Source organism: Mesorhizobium sp. WSM4810 (assembly GCF_055811235.1).
Genome location: NZ_JBVVQV010000005.1, coordinates 204,481 through 223,279 on the forward strand (window position 1 = coordinate 204,481; position 18,799 = coordinate 223,279).

The 18,799-nt window shown below is 63.2% G+C and carries 23 protein-coding genes; 8 read left to right on the plus strand and 15 right to left on the minus strand.

Annotated elements, in window-relative coordinates; translation table 11 throughout:
• Positions 1-48 precede the first annotated feature (48 nt).
• Both AC0L3O_RS10035 and AC0L3O_RS10040 read left to right on the plus strand, forming a co-directional pair.
• Positions 49-873, plus strand: coding sequence for a TIGR00282 family metallophosphoesterase (locus AC0L3O_RS10035; protein ID WP_023800020.1), 825 nt, complete (start codon positions 49-51; stop codon positions 871-873).
• Positions 874-945: 72 nt separating this feature from the next.
• Positions 946-1,713, plus strand: a complete 768-nt coding sequence (locus AC0L3O_RS10040; RefSeq protein WP_128245934.1) for a TerC family protein — start codon at positions 946-948, stop codon at positions 1,711-1,713.
• 293 nt (positions 1,714-2,006) lie between these two features.
• Here the strand turns inward: AC0L3O_RS10040 and AC0L3O_RS10045 are convergent, their stop codons facing one another.
• Genes AC0L3O_RS10045 through AC0L3O_RS10055 form a run of 3 tightly spaced genes read right to left on the minus strand, consistent with a single transcriptional unit; the run spans position 2,007 to position 3,363 of the window.
• Positions 2,007-2,474 (minus strand): SRPBCC family protein, encoded by a 468-nt coding sequence (locus tag AC0L3O_RS10045; RefSeq protein WP_473535741.1) that lies wholly within the window; start codon positions 2,472-2,474, stop codon positions 2,007-2,009.
• Positions 2,475-2,501: 27 nt separating this feature from the next.
• Positions 2,502-2,864, minus strand: a complete 363-nt coding sequence (locus AC0L3O_RS10050; protein WP_473535740.1) for a VOC family protein — start codon at positions 2,862-2,864, stop codon at positions 2,502-2,504.
• A gap of 16 nt (positions 2,865-2,880) precedes the next feature.
• A complete protein-coding gene (locus tag AC0L3O_RS10055) occupies positions 2,881-3,363 on the minus strand; it encodes an SRPBCC domain-containing protein (protein WP_128245937.1) in 483 nt (160 codons plus the stop codon).
• A gap of 51 nt (positions 3,364-3,414) precedes the next feature.
• On the opposite strand from AC0L3O_RS10055, the gene AC0L3O_RS10060 reads away from it, so the two are divergent.
• From AC0L3O_RS10060 to AC0L3O_RS10070, 3 genes are all read left to right on the plus strand, one after another.
• A complete protein-coding gene (locus tag AC0L3O_RS10060) occupies positions 3,415-3,738 on the plus strand; it encodes an ArsR/SmtB family transcription factor (protein ID WP_023800015.1) in 324 nt (107 codons plus the stop codon).
• 225 nt (positions 3,739-3,963) lie between these two features.
• Positions 3,964-4,713 carry a YebC/PmpR family DNA-binding transcriptional regulator gene (locus AC0L3O_RS10065; RefSeq protein WP_287362947.1) on the plus strand — a complete coding sequence of 250 codons (750 nt, stop codon included), beginning with the start codon at positions 3,964-3,966 and terminating at the stop codon, positions 4,711-4,713.
• An 84-nt stretch (positions 4,714-4,797) separates the two neighbouring features.
• On the plus strand, positions 4,798-5,124 hold the full coding sequence (locus AC0L3O_RS10070; RefSeq protein ID WP_023800013.1) for an Rdx family protein: 327 nt from the start codon (positions 4,798-4,800) through the stop codon (positions 5,122-5,124).
• A gap of 29 nt (positions 5,125-5,153) precedes the next feature.
• Here the strand turns inward: AC0L3O_RS10070 and AC0L3O_RS10075 are convergent, their stop codons facing one another.
• Together AC0L3O_RS10075 and AC0L3O_RS10080 are read right to left on the minus strand one after the other, a co-directional pair.
• Positions 5,154-5,633, minus strand: a complete 480-nt coding sequence (locus AC0L3O_RS10075) for an anthrone oxygenase family protein (RefSeq protein WP_128181530.1) — start codon at positions 5,631-5,633, stop codon at positions 5,154-5,156.
• A 1-nt stretch (position 5,634) separates the two neighbouring features.
• Positions 5,635-6,468 carry a Rossmann-fold NAD(P)-binding domain-containing protein gene (locus AC0L3O_RS10080; RefSeq protein ID WP_128245941.1) on the minus strand — a complete coding sequence of 278 codons (834 nt, stop codon included), beginning with the start codon at positions 6,466-6,468 and terminating at the stop codon, positions 5,635-5,637.
• A gap of 112 nt (positions 6,469-6,580) precedes the next feature.
• Here AC0L3O_RS10080 and AC0L3O_RS10085 point away from each other — a divergent pair, with 112 nt between their 5' ends.
• Complete coding sequence (locus tag AC0L3O_RS10085; protein WP_128170696.1) at positions 6,581-7,222, plus strand: TetR/AcrR family transcriptional regulator; 642 nt, start codon at positions 6,581-6,583, stop codon at positions 7,220-7,222.
• A 66-nt stretch (positions 7,223-7,288) separates the two neighbouring features.
• Here the strand turns inward: AC0L3O_RS10085 and rpmE are convergent, their stop codons facing one another.
• Positions 7,289-7,510 carry a 50S ribosomal protein L31 gene (gene rpmE / locus AC0L3O_RS10090; RefSeq protein WP_006327661.1) on the minus strand — a complete coding sequence of 74 codons (222 nt, stop codon included), beginning with the start codon at positions 7,508-7,510 and terminating at the stop codon, positions 7,289-7,291.
• 205 nt (positions 7,511-7,715) lie between these two features.
• On the opposite strand from rpmE, the gene AC0L3O_RS10095 reads away from it, so the two are divergent.
• Positions 7,716-9,518 carry an ABC transporter transmembrane domain-containing protein gene (locus tag AC0L3O_RS10095; RefSeq protein WP_128170697.1) on the plus strand — a complete coding sequence of 601 codons (1,803 nt, stop codon included), beginning with the start codon at positions 7,716-7,718 and terminating at the stop codon, positions 9,516-9,518.
• A gap of 93 nt (positions 9,519-9,611) precedes the next feature.
• On the opposite strand, the gene AC0L3O_RS10100 is transcribed toward AC0L3O_RS10095, so the two are convergent.
• Positions 9,612-11,111 carry a carboxypeptidase M32 gene (locus tag AC0L3O_RS10100; RefSeq protein WP_473615481.1) on the minus strand — a complete coding sequence of 500 codons (1,500 nt, stop codon included), beginning with the start codon at positions 11,109-11,111 and terminating at the stop codon, positions 9,612-9,614.
• A 188-nt stretch (positions 11,112-11,299) separates the two neighbouring features.
• Here AC0L3O_RS10100 and AC0L3O_RS10105 point away from each other — a divergent pair, with 188 nt between their 5' ends.
• Positions 11,300-11,653 carry a DUF1304 domain-containing protein gene (locus tag AC0L3O_RS10105; RefSeq protein ID WP_023800007.1) on the plus strand — a complete coding sequence of 118 codons (354 nt, stop codon included), beginning with the start codon at positions 11,300-11,302 and terminating at the stop codon, positions 11,651-11,653.
• Positions 11,654-11,786: 133 nt separating this feature from the next.
• On the opposite strand, the gene AC0L3O_RS10110 is transcribed toward AC0L3O_RS10105, so the two are convergent.
• The 8 genes from AC0L3O_RS10110 to AC0L3O_RS10145 form a co-directional block, all read right to left on the minus strand.
• Positions 11,787-12,179 (minus strand): hypothetical protein, encoded by a 393-nt coding sequence (locus tag AC0L3O_RS10110; RefSeq protein ID WP_128245945.1) that lies wholly within the window; start codon positions 12,177-12,179, stop codon positions 11,787-11,789.
• 229 nt (positions 12,180-12,408) lie between these two features.
• Positions 12,409-13,440 (minus strand): peptidoglycan -binding protein, encoded by a 1,032-nt coding sequence (locus AC0L3O_RS10115; protein WP_023800005.1) that lies wholly within the window; start codon positions 13,438-13,440, stop codon positions 12,409-12,411.
• A gap of 1 nt (position 13,441) precedes the next feature.
• Entirely contained in the window at positions 13,442-14,467 is a 1,026-nt protein-coding gene (locus tag AC0L3O_RS10120; RefSeq protein ID WP_023800004.1) for a MotA/TolQ/ExbB proton channel family protein, read from the minus strand.
• Positions 14,468-14,582: 115 nt separating this feature from the next.
• Entirely contained in the window at positions 14,583-15,290 is a 708-nt protein-coding gene (gene trhA, locus AC0L3O_RS10125) for a PAQR family membrane homeostasis protein TrhA (RefSeq protein ID WP_128245946.1), read from the minus strand.
• A 124-nt stretch (positions 15,291-15,414) separates the two neighbouring features.
• Positions 15,415-16,215 (minus strand): inositol monophosphatase family protein, encoded by an 801-nt coding sequence (locus AC0L3O_RS10130; RefSeq protein WP_023800002.1) that lies wholly within the window; start codon positions 16,213-16,215, stop codon positions 15,415-15,417.
• Positions 16,216-16,353: 138 nt separating this feature from the next.
• Entirely contained in the window at positions 16,354-16,920 is a 567-nt protein-coding gene (gene efp / locus AC0L3O_RS10135) for an elongation factor P (protein ID WP_023800001.1), read from the minus strand.
• A gap of 184 nt (positions 16,921-17,104) precedes the next feature.
• The gene (locus AC0L3O_RS10140; protein WP_023800000.1) at positions 17,105-18,136 is read right to left on the minus strand and encodes a tetratricopeptide repeat protein; all 1,032 of its coding nucleotides are present in this window, start codon (positions 18,134-18,136) and stop codon (positions 17,105-17,107) included.
• A gap of 1 nt (position 18,137) precedes the next feature.
• Entirely contained in the window at positions 18,138-18,785 is a 648-nt protein-coding gene (locus AC0L3O_RS10145) for a thiamine phosphate synthase (protein WP_473615482.1), read from the minus strand.
• Positions 18,786-18,799 lie beyond the last annotated feature (14 nt).

Sequence of the window (18,799 nt, forward strand, 5' to 3'; positions counted from 1 at the left end):
TCATGCAGCTTTTTGCTTCGCTGACCTTCGGTTCGGGATCATGTTTAGATGAGACTTCTCTTCCTCGGCGATATGGTCGGCAAGACGGGACGCACGGCGGTGTGGGAACAACTGCCCGGCCTGATCTCGGATTTCAAACTCGACTTCGTCATCGTCAATGGCGAGAACGCCGCCGGCGGCTTCGGCATTACCGAAGAGATCTTTCGCGAGACGATCTCGGCGGGCGCCGACGTCGTCACAACCGGCAATCATGTCTGGGACCAGCGCGATGCGCTGGCTTTCGCGCCGCGCGAGGAACGCTTTCTGCGTCCGTCCAATTTCCCCAAGGGCACGCCGGGGCGGGGCTCGGGCGTCTACATCGCCAGGAACGGCGCGCGCGTTCTGGTCGCCAACATCATGGGCCGGGTGTTCATGCATCCTGAACTCGACGATCCGTTTCAGGCCGGCGAGCGCGAGCTTGCCGCCTGCCCGCTTGGCGAACAGGCCGATGCGGTGGTCATCGATTTCCATGCCGAGGCGACCTCTGAAAAAATGTGCTTTGCGCACTTCGTCGACGGCCGCGCCAGCCTGGTTGTCGGCACTCACACGCATCAGCCGACCGGCGACCACCATATCCTCAACGGCGGCACCGGCTATATCTCAGACGCCGGCATGTGCGGCGACTATGATTCTTCGCTCGGCATGGACAAGGAGGAGCCGCTCAACCGCTTTCTGTCGAAGGTGCCGAAAGGGCGCTTCGAGGCGGCGAGCGGCCCGGCGACATTGTGCGGCGTCGGCGTCGACATTTCGGATCGCAGCGGCCTTACCGAGCGGATTGCGCCGTTTCGCCGCGGGCCGCGGCTCGAAGAAACAGCGCCCTCGTTCTGGTCATGACATTGATGTAAGCGATTGTAGTACCTAATTGCCGGCCACGCCTGCTTCAGATCGTAAGAGGGGACGACCTCCATGCAGCTCATCGAATTCCTGGCGCCACATTTCGCCTTTGTCTCCGATCCGACTGCATGGGTCGCGTTGCTGACGCTGATCGTGCTGGAGGTCGTGCTCGGCATCGACAATCTGATCTTCATCTCGATCCTGACCAACAAATTGCCGGAGGCGCAGAGGGCCCGCGCCCGGCGAATCGGTATTTCGGCGGCGCTGATCATGCGGCTGGTGCTGCTTGCCACCATCTCGATCATCGTCCAGTTGACGGCGCCGGTGTTCACCGCTTTCGACCATGGTTTCTCCTGGCGCGATCTGATCCTGATCGCCGGGGGCCTGTTCCTCGTCTGGAAAGCGACCAAGGAAATCCACCATACGGTCGATCTCGAGGACCATCAGGACACGATGATTGGCGAAACGCTGCAGCTTTCGCTGGCCGGCGCCGTCTTCCAGATCCTGCTGCTCGACCTCGTCTTCTCGATCGATTCGATCATCACCGCAGTCGGTATGACCGACGAGATCGCCATCATGTACATCGCCGTGATCGTCGCGGTCACCGTGATGATGCTGGCGGCCGGGCCGCTCGCTAACTTCATCGCCAAGAACCCCAGCATCGTCATGCTGGCGCTGAGCTTCCTGCTGATGATCGGCATGACGCTGATCGCCGACGGCATGGGCTTCCATGTGCCGAAGGGCTACATCTACGCCGCCATGGGTTTTTCCGCCCTTGTCGAGGGCCTCAACATGCTGGCGCGACGTCGGAGAAAGGCAAAGGCCGGCGCGGGGCACTGAGGTTGGCCGGGCGAAGCGACGGCGCGAAGGCCTGAGCTCTGCCTCAATTGTCGCGGCCATGCAGAACCTTTGAGACGTCGGAGGGACAGCACCCCCCTCTGTCCTGCCGGACATCTCCCCCTCAAGGAGGGAGATTGGCAGCTTTAGCGCTCCGCTCGTCCTGCAGCGTTGGAGATTGGCGAAAGCCTCAGCGACATCCGATCTCCCCCTTGCGGGCCCTTGCGGGGGAGATGTCCGGCAGGACAGAGGGGGTGGGAAGGATCGCTGCAGAACGGCTTTTTGCACCCAGCGACTTAAGCGGTCGGCGTGCCCTTCGGATGACGGTCGCGGATCAGGCCAAGCGTCAAGCCTTGCTCCAACCAGGCCTTGGCGCCGGCGAGCACCAGCGCGAAGCCATCGGTCGAGCCGATCGCCTGCTTGACCTGTTCATCGGGGCTGCCGGCAAAACCGTAATTGCGAACCTCGACAAAGGTCGTGCCGCCGGGCATCTCGGTAAAAGTCCAGACCACGGTGGTCGGCGGATCGCTCCATTGCATGACGATCTTTTCGTTCGTGACGAACTCGCTGACCGTGACCGGCGTCGAAACGCCATACATCCGCCATTCCCAGCGAACCTCGTTGCCGCTGGCGAGCCTGTCGCTGCCATGGGTGAACCAGAACTTCGTCGTGATCGCCGGATCGACGATGGCTTCGAACACTTCTGCGACCGGCCGCCGGATCAGCATGCCGGCTTCGGCGGTCGGTATCTCACGGATGTCCATTTCGTCCTCCTTCCGAACAGGTCTCCGTCACCAGGCGTCGGGTTCGCGCACCAGGTGAATGATGTTGGCCGGATTGGTGATCCAGCCGCCACGAAAACCTTCGCCGAGCACCTCGATGGCGTCGCAGCGCACGATTCCGGCCTTGGCGAGATGATCGGCGGCGGCCGAAAAATCATCGGTGAACAACTCCAGCCAGACCTCGGCCTGGCTCAGCATCGGCGCCTCGTCGATCCACAGGCGATTGGGACCGAGTTCGAAACCAACAGCCGGCGCTTTGGCCGTGAACGGTTTTAGGCCGACGACATCGCGGTAGAAGGCGATCGTCTCCTGGTATTGGTGGGGCGGCACTTTCATGGCGATGTTGATGCCGCCGGTGATCTTCGCAGCCATTCTTTCCTCCGTCTTCTCAGATATTGTCTTCGCTCGCGGGCTCGCCCTTCATCTCGCTGCGATAGTAGCCGTCGCGCAAATTGATGCCATATTCGACATACGCCTTCATGCAGGCCAGCATCTGCGACCAGCCCTCGCAATTGAGGTAGGACTTCTTCAGGCCGACCGCGTCCTCGTGCCAGCCGGCCTCGGCGATGGTGACGAAGGTGCCGCCGTCGTCCAGCGGCTCGAAATTCATCTCGATGCGGGTCTTGTAGGCCGGCTTGCCGTCGGCGTCGGTGGCGTCCCAGCGCAGCACGATGCGGTTGTCTTTCTCCACCTCGTCGACCTCGACCGGGACCTTGCCCCACCAGACGACCCTGGCGCCGGCCAGCAGCGGGGCACTGGCGCCGCCGATGGTGGTGAAATAGCCGCTGAGCTTGTTCGGATTGACGACCGCATCGAAGACTTCGGCGACCGGTTTGCCGATGCGGCCCGAAACTCTGAATCCAAGAGACATATCCACAGCTCCTTCCTTGATAAGATCGATATTATGTTATAAAAATATAACATGTCAAGCAAGGCGCAGGACGACAATGTTTTCAAGGCGCTGGCGCATCCGCGCCGGCGCGCGCTGCTCGACGAGCTAAAGGACGCGCCGCGGACCACCGGCATGCTGTGCGATGCCTTTCCCGACATGGACCGCTGCACCGTCATGCTGCATCTGAAAGTGCTGGAGGAAGCCGACCTGGTGGTGGCGCGGCGCGAGGGGCGCGAACGCTGGAACCATCTCAATGCGCTGCCAATCAAGCAGATCCACGACCGCTGGATCAGCCAGTACGCCACGCATGCGATCAGCATTCTCGACCGGCTGAGATCCGATCTGGAGGAGTGAGCGTTCGCAGGAAAGCAGCTGGCGGTTACCATGCCGCACCATCCTTACGGCGCGGCTGGACGAATTGAGCCGATTTATCTATAAGCCGGCCATTCCGAGATAGAGCGCCGTACGTCCATCCGGACGCAGCAGGGACGTTCTGAAATTTTGACTTCGAGCATTTTGGCAAAGGCGAGGTGACTACCTCGCTGCAGGATGCTCTGCCAAGAAGACGACAGGGGTGCCATGGCTGGCCATTCACAGTTCAAGAACATCATGCACCGCAAGGGCCGCCAGGACGCGGTGCGGTCGAAAATGTTTTCCAAGCTGGCGCGCGAAATAACCGTCGCCGCCAAGAGCGGCACGCCGGACCCGTCGATGAACCCGCGCCTGCGTCTTGCCGTGCAGAACGCCAAGGCGGTGTCGATGCCGAAAGACAACATCCAGCGCGCCATCAACAAGGCGTCGATGGGCGACGCCGAGACTTACGAAGCTGTGCGTTACGAAGGCTACGGGCCAGGCGGCGTTGCGCTCATCGTCGAGGCGCTGACCGACAACCGCAACCGCTCGGCGTCGAATGTGCGGGCCGCCTTCACCAAGGCCGGCGGGGCGATGGGGGAAACCGGCTCGGTGTCGTTCATGTGGGACCGTGTCGGCGAAATCTTCTATCCGGCATTGGTAGGCAGCGCGGAGAAGGTCATGGACGCGGCGATCGAGGCCGGGGCCGACGACGTCCAGTCGGACGAGGAAGGCCACACGATCTATTGCGCCTTCGAGAATCTTGGTGAGGTGTCGAAGGCGCTGGAAGGCGCGCTCGGCGAGGCTGAATCAGTGAAACCGATCTGGAAGCCGCAGACCAACATTGCGGTCGATGAGGAGCGGGCACAGTCGCTGATGAAGTTGGTCGCTACGCTCGAGGACGATGACGACGTGCAGAGCGTTTACGCCAATTTCGAGGTCGACGACGAGACCATGGCGAAGCTCAGCGCGGCATGAGCACAGCTCAACCAGACATGAGCGGAGTTCAATCCGAGATTTGAGCGGAGCTTAATCTGAGATATGAGCGGAACTCAATCTGACATGACCGAAAAGCCGTTGCCCCAGGTCCGCATCACCTATTGCGCGCAGTGCCACTGGCTGCTGCGGGCCGGCTGGATGGCGCAGGAGCTGCTGTCGACCTTCGCAACGGATCTGGGCGAGGTCACGCTGGTGCCCGGCACCGGCGGCATCTTCACCATTTCCTGCAACGAGACACTGGTCTGGGACCGCAAGCGCGACGGCGGCTTTCCCGATGCCGCAAGGCTCAAGCAACTGGTTCGCGACGTGATCGATCCGGACCGCGATCTCGGCCATGCCGACCGCAAGAGCGACAAGTCAAAAGATACCCCGTCAAAAGACCCTGCCTGACGCAAGGTCTTTTAGATTTCTGCCCTCGTTCACCGCCACGCCACGATGAAGCAGGCCAGCGCGACGATGGCGGTGATGGTACGGACGTGGTTCCACATCACCCAGTCCCTGAGATAGGTGGCCCAAACGGCGGCGCCGTTGGCGCTTGCCGGATCGACGGCGGCCAGCGCGTTGTTGAGCGGCACGTTGAAAATCATCGTCACGATCAGGTTGCCGACGACATAGATCAGGGCGCCGGCGAGAAGCCACAACGAGCCCGGTTGGCCCCAGCCGATGACAGCGCCGACGACGAGGACGAGGCAGATCAGCCCGGTGCCGAAAAGCGCGGTCATGAACAGCGGCGTCACCGCAGTGACGTTGATCGAATTCATGGCGGCGATACCGCCCACGGCAGGCATGCGGGCGAGGCCCGGCATGACGAAGCTGGAGAAGGCGAAGAAGACACCAGCGACGACGCCCGAGCCGAGCGCGGCGATGAAGGTGAGGCTGGGAAGCAGTTTCATGATCATGTCAGTCACTCCATATGCCCGTACCAGCGGTTTCGGTTGCATAGGCGGAAAAGTCCTTTGGGGCGCGGCCGAGCACGCGCTCGACGCCGTCGGTCAGCGCCTCGTTGCGGCCGTCGAGCACCTCGGTGAACAGCTCGTTGAGCAGCCAAGCGAACTCGGCCGGCAACTCGTACCCGGCTACCGCGGCAGTGAACTCGGCATGCGAAATCCGTTTGAATCGAATGTCGCGGCCGGCCGCCTGGCCGATCTCGGCGACCGCGTCGGCGAAGCTCAGCAGCCGCGGCCCGGTCAGCTCGTAAAGCTGGCCGACATGGCCTTGCCGGGTAAGCACCGTCACGGCGGCGTCGGCAATGTCGTCGGCATCGACGAACGGTTCTCCGACAGTGCCGACCGGCAAAGCCACCTCTCCGGCGAGCAGCGGATCGAGCATAAAACTCTCGCTGAAGTTCTGGGAAAACCAGGCGCAGCGCAGGATAGTCCAGTCGGCGCCTGAGGCTTTCAGCATCTCTTCGGCACGTTGCGCTTCGATTTCGCCGCGCCCCGACAGCAGCACCAGCCGGCGCACACCGCTTGCCACGGCAAGGTTGGCGAAGACGCCGACCGCTTCGGCCGCACCGGGCAGAGCAAGATCGGGATAGTAGCTGATGTAGACGGCACCGACACCATCGAGCGCGGGTTCCCAGGTCGTATCGTCTTCCCAGTCGAAGGGCGGGGTGCCCGAGCGCGAGCCGATCCGTACCGGCAGGCCCTGCGCCGTCAGCCTGTCCGCGAGACGACGGCCGGTTTTGCCGGTGCCGCCGAGGATCAAAATCGGTTTTGCTGCTGTGTCGATCATGGCGATTTTCCTTTGCTCACAAATATGAGTAATCCTCACATTTGCAAAACGTGATAAACCCTCGTATTTTGTGAGTCAAGCCAATTTGTTGATCGTTCGCCAGGAGACAGTGATGGAAGGCTCGACCGTATCGGGTTCACAGGATGGCCAGATCGCATCGCCGCGCCGGGCGCCCAGCCAGCAGCGCAGCCGGGAGCGGGTCGAGCGGATGCTGGCCGCCGCCTCTGCGCTGATCGCCGAGCAAGGCAGCGATGCCATGCGCATGGGCGAGGTGGCGGAACGGGCCGGCGTGTCGATCGGCTCGCTCTACCAGTTCTTCCCGGACAAGCGAGCGATCATCTGGGCGCTGGCCGAGCGCTACACCGCCGAAAGCCAGGCCTGCATCGCGGCAGCGCTTGCACCGGTTAGCGACGCCGAAGGGCTGCGGCGGGCTTTTTCCGAGCTGGTGGATATCTATTACGGGCTATTCCTGGCCGAACCGGTGATGCGCGACATCTGGTCGGGCACGCAGGCCGACAAGGCGCTGCGCGAACTCGAACTCGCCGACAGCCGGGCCAACGCCGAATTCCTCACCGCGGTGCTGAGGCGGCTGCGGCCTACCGCCGATCCGGCGGCGCTGGAAACGACGGCGTTTCTCACCTGGCAGATGGGCGAGGCCACCATGCGGCTGGCGATCTCGGTCGGGCGCCAAGAAGGCGACGACCTGGTCGCCGCCTACAAGCGGATGGCGCTGCGCGAACTGGTTGGCGAATAGAGAGCCGCATTCAACAAAAAACCCGCCACGAGGGCGGGTTTCTTTCGATCCGAAAAGGCTTGCGGCTTAGAGGCCGAAACCTTCGAAACGCTTCTTGAACTTCGACAGGCGGCCGCCGCGGTCGAGCAGGGTCTGCTGGCCGCCGGTCCAGGCCGGATGGGTGGTCGGGTCGATGTCGAGGTTCATCGTATCGCCTTCCTTGCCCCAGGTCGAACGGGTCATGTATTCGGTGCCGTCGGTCATGACGACCTTGATGGTGTGGTAGTCGGGATGAATATCGGTCTTCATTGTGCTATTCCTGGTTCGCCGGCGCCGCTGACGGGCATAAAGCCTGCGTCGATGCGCCCCTTTTTAAAACTCGAAGCCGCAGCTATTGAGGAGCCACGGCTTTTAAAAACGGTTGGCGAGCCTATACATCAGCCGGAATTGAATCACAAGGCCGCGGTAAGGCATATTGAGGCGCATGCCCAGAAGGCGGCCAGAGGAAACGGTCATGGCGCATACAAGCGGCGATGCAGACGAGCGTAGGCGCTCGCTCAAGCCGCTGCGGCGCCTGTTCCCCTACATCACCCGCTACCGGAAAATGGTCATTGGCGCGGTCGTCTCGCTGACCGTTGCTGCGGCGACGACGCTGGCGCTGCCGCTGGCCGTGCGGCGGATGATCGACCACGGCTTTTCCGCTTCCGATTCCATTTTCATCGCCGAGTATTTCGCGATGCTCGTGGTGATGGCTGCCTTGCTCGCCGCGGCGTCGGCCTGCCGCTATTATTTCGTCATCACGCTGGGCGAGCGCGTCGTCGCCGACATCCGCAGCGACGTGTTCCGCCATGTCACGACGCTGTCGCCATCCTTTTTCGACACCGCACAGTCGGGCGAGATCGTCTCGCGGCTCGCCGCCGACACGACGCAGGTCAAGTCGGCGGTCGGTGCCACCGCGTCGGTGGCGCTGCGCAATGTCATTCTTGGGCTTGGCGCCGTTGCGATGATGGTCTTCACCAGCCCGAAACTGTCGGGCCTCGTCATCGCCGCCATTCCGGTGATCGTGCTGCCGCTGGTCGCCTTCGGCCGCTCGGTGCGGCGCAAATCGCGGCTCGCGCAGGACACGCTGGCCGACGCCACGGCCTATGCCAGCGAGCAGATCGGCGCGGTGCGCACGCTGCAGGCCTTCACCAACGAGAAGCTGGTCACCGGGCATTTTTCAGCTGCCGTGGAAGCGGCTTTCGAGGCGGCGCGGTCCTCGATCTTTGCCCGCTCCTTCCTCACCTTCTTCGCCATCTTCATGATCTTTTCCTCGGTGGTGGCGGTGCTGTGGTTCGGCTCGCGCGACGTGCTCGACGGCACGCTGTCGCCCGGCACGCTCGGTCAGTTCCTGCTCTATTCGGTGTTTGCCGCCGGCGCGCTCGGTGCGCTGTCGGAAGTGTGGGGCGAGCTTTCCCAGGCGGCGGGCGCTGCCGAACGGCTGACCGAGATCCTGGCCGAGAAGCCCGCAATCCAGGCCCCAGCGCATCCTAAACCGCTGCCGGCGACGGCCAGGGGCGCAATCAGTTTCGACGACGTGTCCTTCTCCTATCCGGCCGGGCCCGACCGCGCTGCCGTCAACGGCCTGAGTTTCCAGGTCGTGCCCGGCGAGACGGTGGCGATCGTCGGCCCGTCGGGCGCCGGCAAGAGCACCGTCTTTTCGCTGCTTCTGCGCTTTTACGACCCCGAGACCGGCAAGATCATGATCGACGGCGTCAATGTGCGCGAGGCCGACCCCGTCGCCATCCGAGAGCGCATCGCCATCGTGCCGCAGGACGTCACCATCTTCGCGGCCAGCGCGCGCGACAATATCGGCTTCGGCCGCCCGGACGCCAGCCAGGCCGAGATCGAGGCGGCGGCCAGGGATGCGCTTGCCGACGAGTTCATCCTAAAACTTGAGAACGGTTATGACAGCCAGGTCGGCGAGCGCGGCGTGACCTTGTCCGGCGGCCAGCGCCAGCGCGTGGCGATTGCCCGCGCCATCCTGCGCGATGCGCCGATCCTGCTGCTCGACGAGGCGACCTCGGCGCTCGACGCCGAAAGCGAGACGCTGGTGCAGACGGCGCTGGAACGGTTGATGCAGGATCGCACCACCATCGTCATCGCCCACCGGCTGGCGACGGTGCTGAAGGCCGACCGGATTCTGGTCATGGATGGCGGCTGCATCGTCGAGGAAGGCACCCACCAGAGCCTCGTCGCCAAGGGCGGCATCTATGCGCGGCTGGCCAAGCTGCAATTCGAAACCGGGGCGAACGCTTTCAGGGGCGCCGCGGAGTAGTAGGACGACGCTGCCAAACGGCTTCGTCTTTTGCAAATGGCGCTGGTCGGCAGTGACGAAATTGCCGCCGCGTTCGATGCGCTTGAAGATATGTCAGGCGCCCTTCAGCACCTCCCCATAGCGCTTGCGCAAATGCTCGGTGAAATGCGTGGCGTTGAGCTTCTCGCCGGTGGCGCGCTCGAGCAGTTCGGGCGTTGACCAGCGCGAGCCTTGCGACCAGATCCTTTGCCGGCGCCAGTCGTTGATCGCCGCGAAATTTCCCTTGGCGAGGTCTTCGTCGGCGGAGGGATGATCTCTGGTCAGCGCCGCCCATTGCTGCGCCGCCATCATCGCGCCCAGCGTATAAGACGGGAAATAGCCGAACGCAGCACCCGGCCAGTGCACGTCCTGCATCGGCCCGTCGGCCGGGTTGTCGATGGTCGACAGGCCGAGATAGTCGCGCATCTTGGCGTCCCAGGCCTCGGGCAGGTCGGCGGCCTCGAGTCGCCCCGAGACAAGCTCCTGCTCCAATTCGTAGCGCAGGATGACGTGCAGCGGATAGGTCACCTCGTCGGCGTCGACGCGGATCAGGCCGCGCTCGACCCGGTGTACATGCGGCAGGATGTCTTCGATCGACCACGCCTCGCCGAGGTGCTTTTCGACCACCGGCAGCGCCCAGCGCCAGAATTCGGGGTTGCGGCCGATCTGCTTCTCGACGAACAGGCTCTGGCTTTCATGCACAGCCATGCCGCGCGCCTTGCCGAGCGGCCAGTGCGCCCACGCCTGCGGCAGGTTCTGTTCGTAAAGCGCGTGGCCGGTCTCGTGCAGCACGCCCATCAGCGCCGACAGGAAATCGGAGGTCTTGTAGCGGGTGGTGATGCGCACGTCGCTCGGCACGCCGCCGCAGAACGGATGATGCGATACCGACAGCGAGCCGTGGGTGAGATCGAAGCCGACCGCCGCCATCAAGGCGAGGCCAAGCTCGCGCTGCTTTTCGATCGCATAGCTGCCCGAAAGCGGCTTCAGCGGATGTTTCGCCAGCCGCTTTTCCTGCACGGCCAGTGCCTCCGGCACGAAATCCCTGAGAAAGGTCTTCAACTCGGCGAAGACCGGCGTGATGTCGGCGGCGCGGTTGCCGGGATCATATTGCTCCATCAGCGCGTCGTACGGGTCAAGGCCGAGCACGTCGGCGCGAAGGCCTGCTTCCTCGCGCACCAGCGCAACGACGCCTTCGAGCGCCGGCAGGAACCCGGCCCAGTCGTTCTTTGCACGCAAGTCGCGCCACAACTGCTCGGAGCGCATCCGGGCGGTGGTTTGGCGCTCGACGAATTCGACCGGCAGGCAGGTCAGGTTGGTGTATTGCCGCCGGAATTCCTTGACCGCTGCCTGCTGTTCTTCGTTCAGCGTTTCCTGTTCGGCCGCTGCGATCCAGTCGGCGATCTCCGGCGCTGTCGCTCTGGCGTGATGCATGCCGGCCAGCGCCGACATCGCCTCAGCACGCTTGTCACCGCCGCCGACGGCCATGTGGGTCGCCTCGTCGGCGCTGAGAATGGCGAGCGCATGCTCCAGTGCTTCGAGCTTGTGGCAGAGGTCGTCGAGTTTTTGAAAGGACATGGGGGGTTCCGCTGAATTTGAACGGCGGGAAAAGATACCAATGCGCTGATATTGGCAACCCCGAAAGGCCGTTGGCGATGGGCACATGGTTGCTGGCCAGGATGCACAGCGCAATGGGTCTTGCAGGAGCGGTGGCGTGCGTGATCAATGTCGCGAGGCGGCGGCGCGTCGCATCGGGGAGACGAAGCATGATCGCCAATGTGCTGGTCGGGTTGGTGGCGCTGATCCACCTTTACATCGTCTATCTGGAGATGGTGCTGTGGGACACGCCGCGCGGCCACAAGGCGTTCAAGCTGACGCCGGAATTCGCCAGCGCATCGAAAGTGCTTGCGGCCAACCAGGGACTTTACAACGGCTTTCTCGCAGCCGGGCTGATCTGGGGGCTTTACCTCGGCGCGGCTGGTTTCCAGATCAAGGTGTTTTTCCTGCTCTGCGTCGCCATCGCCGGCCTCTACGGCGCGGCGACGGTCGGCAGGAAAATCCTCTACATCCAGACCGTGCCGGCTGCAGTTGCTCTGGTCGCAGTTTGGCTGGGCGCATAACCCCGAAATCGGACTCGATTTCTGGAAAAGTTCCCTGTGCGGATTGCTGCCTGGGGCTTCGGTGCGGAACGGATCTTGCGCAAAATCAACAGATCATGCGCAAGATCAAAGTGCGGCGCTGTAATGGATCATTTCAGCCTTTTGGATAGTTTGGGCCGTAGCCGTTCGGATAGTACCCGCCATCGCCGCCGCTGCCGATGAGGAAGGCGCTGCCGGTGGCAGCCCGCAGCCTTTGACTGATATGATCGAGCTCAGCCAGCAATTGATGATACTGCGTGGCCGGCATCGTTCCATCTCGCGCGGCCCTCTGCGCGGCCCGATCAAGTTGAGCGACCTGCGTGCGCAAGCCACGCGCTTCGTCCAGCTTGATCCTGTTCGCCTGCCTGGCGCCTCGGATACCGGTATCCACGCTCTCTATCTGGTTGATCAAAGCTGCCTCATGCGGGCCGGCGCCGGCAAACGGAACGGTGACGAGAAGTGCGGCGAGCGTTGCAGTCCTGAGGGTCTTGGGAGTGAAAGAGCGCATGTTGCGTCTCCTTTTACAGGGGAGGCGGCGATTGGGAGGGCCACCTTCCGGCCGTGGGCCGTCGGTTCCGTCGGGTCGCAATGGACGCTTCCACCGCCGGCGGTTCTCGGGCCCATGACATAGCTAGGAGCGATCCTCGGCAAAGTGTAATCAAAAAAAGGTAATCTTTTCAGGCCTTGCTAGCCTGCATCGCCGCCCTAAGTGCGGCCGCCGCCTGGAGCCGGGGCGATCAGCGCTCGGTCAGTTTCAGCTCGATGCGGCGGTTCTTGTTGCGCGCGTCTTCGGTGTCGGCGGGGTCGAGCGGCTGGAATTCGCCGAAGCCGGCGGCAACCAGGCGGTTGGCCGGCACGCCGTTCTCGATCAGGAACTTCACCACCGAGGTCGAGCGCGCCGTCGACAATTCCCAATTGTCGCGGTAGCGGCCGGTGCCCGACAGCGGCTTGTCGTCGGTGTGGCCGTCGACGCGCAGCACCCAGTTGATCTCCGGCGGGATCTCCTTCTGCAGGTCGATGATGGCGTCGGCGAGCTTCTTCATCTCGTCCTTGCCGGCATCGTTGATCACTTCGGAGCCTGTCGGGAAAAGCACTTCCGACTGGAAGACGAAACGGTCACCGACGATGCGGATGTTCTCGCGATCGGCGAGGATTTCACGCAGGCGCCCGAAGAAGTCGGACCGGTAGCGGTTCAGTTCCTGCACACGTTGCGCCAACGCGACGTTCAGGCGGCGGCCGAGATCGGCGATCTTGGTGTTGGACTCGCGATCGCGCGCTTCCGACACGTTGAGCGCTTCTTCGAGCGCTCCGATCTGTCTGCGCAGCGCCGAGATCTGCTGGTTGAGGATTTCAACCTGGCTCAGCGCCTGCTGGCTGATCTGGCGCTGGTTGTCGAGTTCGCCCGAAAGCGCCGTGGCCCGCTGGTTGGCGGCGTCGCCGGCACCGGCGCCTTGCGCCAGCAATTGCTCGAGCCGGCTCTTTTCCGCCTCCGACGCCGACAGCGACGCCTGCAAATTGGCGAGCGAATCTTCCTTGTCCTGCGTTGTCGAACGCTCCAGCGCCAGAAGCTGGGTCAGTTCGTTGATCTGCGAATTGAGGCGGTTGAGCACCGTGTCCTTGCCGGAGATTTCGCGGCCGAGCAGGAACTGCGCCAGCACGAAGACGGTAAGCAGGAACATGATCGCGAGCAGCAACGTCGACAGCGCGTCGACGAAGCCCGGCCAGTAATCGATACGGCGATCGGCACGCCGGCTCCTGGCGAGAGCCATGCTAATGGACTCCAGTCTTCTTCAAGGCGTCGGCGATCTTCTCCAGAGTGTTGCGCATCGCCTTCTGCTCGTCCGACTGGGCCTCGACCCAGTCGCGCATGATCTGCTGCTCCGAGCGCATGTTCTTGACCAGGCCCGAAATGCCGTCGGCAAGGTTGGCCATGGCGGTGGCGACACGCGGATTGGCGCCGCCGCCGTTCTCTTGCATGCTGCGCAGTCTTTCCGACAGGACGCGGATCTCGTCGGAGGACTCGACCCTGGGCGGTTCGGCGACGACGATGTCGGAGGACAGGTCGGTGACCGAGGACAGCCAGTTTTCGAGCTCGGTGTAGAAGCGTGTCTGGGCGCGGCCAGCCTGCAGGTCGAGGAAGCCGAGCACCAGGGAACCGGACAGGCCGAACAGCGAGGACGAGAAGGCGGTGCCCATGCCGGCCAGCGGCGCGGAAAGCCCGGCCTTCAGCGATTCGAGCACGGCGGCGGCATCGCCGGTACCGGGATCGAGCGAATCGATGGTTTCGCGGATCGAGCCGATCGTGTTGAGCAGGCCCCAGAAGGTGCCAAGCAGACCAAGGAACACCAGCAGCCCGACAAGATAGCGCGAGGTGTCGCGGCTTTCGTCGAGGCGGGTGGCGATCGAATCGAGCATGGTGCGCATTGAGCTGGTCGAGAAGGCGATCGTCGGCGAGCGGCCGATCATCGCCTTCATCGGCGCCAGCAGCACCGGTTCGGTGGTTTCGGAGCCGGCCCGAAAAGAGTTGACCCAGCGCACTTCGCGAAACAGCCGGCCGACCTGCGCGAAGGCCAGCAGGATGCCGACCGCAAGCACGCCGACGATCAGGCCGTTGAGACCGGGATTGGTGGCAAAGGCTGTCGAGATCTGACGGGTCAGGATGGCGGCGATGAAAGCGACGATCATCAGGAAGATGACCATGGTCAGGAGAAAGACCTGCGGGCTCGACAATTTGTGCGGATCGTACATCAGCACGTCGGAGCGCCTGCCCATGCCGAAGGATTTGAGTAAAGCCATCCGTGCCCCGTTTCCGATGCCGCCGCCGCCGCCAATTCACGTTTGACGGCGACTCTAAACGCAATTGTGACCAAATTGAATGGCGCTTGGCAATATTGCCAAGCGGACCATTGCGTTAGGGTCGGTTGATGACCAGGCAGTCGACCATGGCGGCAAGATGCAGGCCGGCGCCGGTGACGACAAAGCCGTGCCACAGCGCATTGTGGAAGCGCAGGCCCTTCCAGGCGAAGAAGATGACGCCGCAGGAATAGACGATGCCGCCGGCGACGATCAGCGCGATCGATGTCGTCGGCAATGTCTGGACGAGCGGCTCGACCAGAACGATGCCGCTCCAGCCGATGGCGAGATAGAAGACGATCGCCAGCCGGTCGAAGCGACCGGGAAGAAGCACTTTGATGGAGATGCCGATCGCTGCCGCGACCCAGACCAGGACGATCATCGAGATGGCCAGCGACGAACCGTCGAGCTGGGCGAGGAAAGGCGTGTAGGTCGCGGCGATCAGCAGATAGATCGCGGCATGGTCGAAGCGCCGCAATATCCACTTGGCAGGCGATGACACCGGCCACAGATTATAGGCCAGCGACACCGACAGCACGGCGAACAGCGAAACCACGTAGAAAGCGGCGGCGATATATTCGCCCGGACCTGTATGGAAGGCAGCCAGCGCCAGCAGCGTCGAGCCAGCAGCAATGGCGAGCACGATGCCCACCGCATGGACGATGCCGTCAGCGATCATTTCGGCGCGCGAATAGTGCCAGCGTCCCATGAACGGGATTTCGATCTGGGGTATCTCGATCTGGGATTTCGGGCCGATGCGCGTCATGAATGATCCTGCATCCCCTTATTTGGGCGGATGCCGGACAGCATTTCAAGCTTTCGTTGCGGTTTTGCGACTGCGGCGGTTCAGCGCGCCAAGTCCGGGTTCATGGTTTTTCGGGGATCATGGTCTAGCGCGGCGTCACCGGCTTCCTGACGGTCTTCAACAGCGCACGCTGGATGGTCTCGTTGCCGGCGACGATCGAGCCGCCATCCAGCATGTTCTGCCCGCCGGCGAAGTCGGAGATGAAGCCGCCCGCCTCGCGGATCAGCAGGATGCCGGCGGCGACGTCCCAGGCCGACAGGCCGGTTTCCCAGAACCCGTCCATGCGGCCGGCAGCGACGTAGGCGAGATCGAGCGAGGCGGAGCCGAGGCGGCGCACGCCCGAAACTTCGGCCATCACGTTGCGCAGCTCGATCAGGAAATTGCCATGTTGGCCGCGGCCGAGATGCGGCACGCCGCAGCCGATCACCGTGTCGATCAGCTTGGTGCGGCCGGCAACCCGCAGCCGGCGGTCGTTCATGAATGCGCCGCCACCGCGCTCGGCGGTGTAGAGTTCGTCCATCGCCGGATTGTAGACGACACCGGCGACGATCTGGCCCTGGCGCTCCAGCGCGATCGAGATGGCGAAGAGCGGAATGCCGTGCAGGAAATTGGTGGTGCCGTCGAGCGGGTCGACGATCCAGCGGTGCTGGCTGTCGTCGCCTTCGATCAGGCCGCGCTCCTCCATCAGGAAGGCATAGCCCGGCCGCGCCTTCGACAGCTCGGTGAAGAGGATTTCTTCTGCCTTGCGGTCGGCCTGGCTGACATAGTCGCCCGGCCCCTTCATCGAGACCTGCAGGTTCTGCACTTCGCCGAAATCCCGCGACAGCGAGCGGCCGGCCTTCATAGCGGCCTGGACCATGACATTGAGGATCGCGGAACGCGCCATTGCTCTTCTTCCTGCCGCTGCGCCTATTTGCCTTGAGGCATGATCTTATCCAAAAAGTCTGCAACTTTTTGGGATGATGCTATTTGCTTTGAGACATGATCTTGTCCAAAAAAGTCTGCAACTTTTTGGGATCATGCCTTAGTCGGCGCGGCGCACATAAGTGATTTCGTTGGTGTCGACGATGATACGCTCGCCCGAGCCGATGAAAGGCGGCACCAGCACGCGAATGCCGTTTTCCAGCATCGCCGGCTTATAGGACGAGGCGGCGGTCTGGCCCTTCACCACCGGGTCGGCCTCGGTGATCGTCAGCGTCACCTGGTCGGGCAGCGAAATGCCGATCGGCCTTTCGTCATAGAGCTGGACCGTCACCATCATGCCGTCCTGCAGGAAGGCAGCGCGATCGCCGACGAAATCCTTTTGCAATTCAAGCTGCTCGTAGCTTTCGGTGTCCATGAACACCAGCGCTTCGCCCTGTTCGTAGAGGAAGGAGAAATCCTTCATCTCCAGTCGGATCTGCTCGACTGTCTCGGCCGAGCGGAAACGCTCATTGAGCTTGGTGCCGTTGATCAGGTTCTTCAACTCGACCTGATTATAGGCGCCGCCCTTGCCTGGTTTGACAGCGTTGGTTCTGACCGCCACCCACAAGCCGCCATCGTGCTCGATGACGTTGCCGGGACGGATTTCGTTGCCATTGATCTTGGCCATGATGATGTGATCCGGAATGAGATTTTCGCGACGAAAGCGATTTGGCGCCTCCAAGACCACAAATCGCCAGGAGAGGCAAGCGATTGGGCAAGAGGGAGAGTGGACAGCAGGGGAGTAACGGCGGAGCCATCCCCTCGTCAGCATCCATCCCCGCCGCTGCCCGATATTCACTGTCCGCGACGCTTTACGGCAGGCGGTTGGCCTTCTGCAGCAACTGCTTGGTCTGGTCGTCGGTCAGGCCCTGCAGAAAATCGTCCATCTCCGGATCGATCAGCCCGGCGCGCCGTGCGACGACGTACCAGGCGCCGGCAAGGATCGGATCCGGATCGGTGCCGATGCCGCCCATGTAAAGCTTGGCGAGGCGGTTCTGGGCGGCGACATTGCCGCCCTCGGCGGCCTGTTTCATCCAGCCGAAGCCGGACTTCAGGTCGCGGGCGCCACCGCGTCCCTCGATCATCCAGGCAGCGAGATCGATCTGCGCCGTATCGTAGTTCTGCCTTGCTGCCTGCGCCAGCAGGCCGCGCGCCTGGGCATCATCGCGCAGCTTGCCGCCGACGCCATTGGCATAGACCTGCGCCAACGCATATTGCGCGTCGGCAAGGCCGGTCGCGGCGGCGCGCTGATAATAGGACACGGCCTTTGCGATGCCGGCATCGCCGGGGTCCTGCCGCACCAGCAGCTGCGCGAAATTGAACTGCGCCAGACGGTTGCCGGCCTCGGCGGCGGCCTGCATCAGCGCGTAAGCCCCTTTCTCGTCCTTCTTGACGTAGCGGCCGTCGAGCAGCATCAGCGCATATTGGAACTGCGATTCCGGTATCCCCTGCTCGGCGGCAAGCGCGTACCACTTGGCCGCCTCCGCCGCGTCGACCGGCACGCCAAGGCCGCGCGACAATATCTCGGCGATCAACGTCTGCGCCGCCGGATCGCCGTTCTGGGCGCGAACCAGAGCGAGGTTGTAGGCCGTCTTGTAAAGGCCGCGCTGGAAGGCGCCATAGGCAGAATCCGACGGCTTTGCACCGAAGCGGTCGGGATTAATGGCGTCGGCCGACGGCAGCGGCGCCGTGGTGGCGGGCTGCGGCAGCGGCGTGGCGATCGGCTTGTCCGTGCTTGCAGCGGTGTCGGGCTTCGGTTGCGGCAATGGGACGGTTTCCGCCACGGCGACCTGCACCGTGAGCTGCGCAAGCAAAGCACCGAAAAGGATTGTCGGCGCGGGCACGTCAGTCCTCGAAACGCGGCGCGGTTTCGTCGAGCAGCGCGTTGGCGCTGGCGACTGCCATCTTTGGGTCGATGCCCTCGGCAAAGACGGCGCTGGACAGCGCCACGAATTCGGCGCCGGTGGCAGCCACCGCTTCCACCGAAGTGATGTCGGACCCGGCCATGACGATGCAAGGGATCTGGATCACATCCGCCCACCATTGCCCCAGCGACAGGTTGCGTGGGTGCGGCTCCGGCTTGTTGTCGTAGCCGAAGCGGCCGAAGAAGATGTAGTCGGGTCTGAGTTCGCCGAGTTCCAGCGCATCGTCGCGGGTCTTGGCGCCGCCGGTGCCGACCAACATTTTTGCCTGGAAACGCTCGATCGTCTCGGCGAGTTCGGCCTTGCCGGCCTCGACATGAAGGCCATCGGCCTGGACGCGGCCGGCGATGCGGGTGTCGCCGGCAATGATGACAGCGATGCCTGCCGCTTGCGCCGCCGGCACGATCTGTTCGGCGAAGGCCTGGAAGGAGGCTTCGTCCATGTCGTTTTCGGGCAGGATCAGCGAGGCGACGTCGCCGCCCTCGAACGCCGCGCCGATGTGCTCAGCCGGCATGCCGGGCGGCGCGATCAGCACGATGCGGCAGCGATTTGGAGGCGTTGCGTCGTTCATTGGTTTTTGACCCC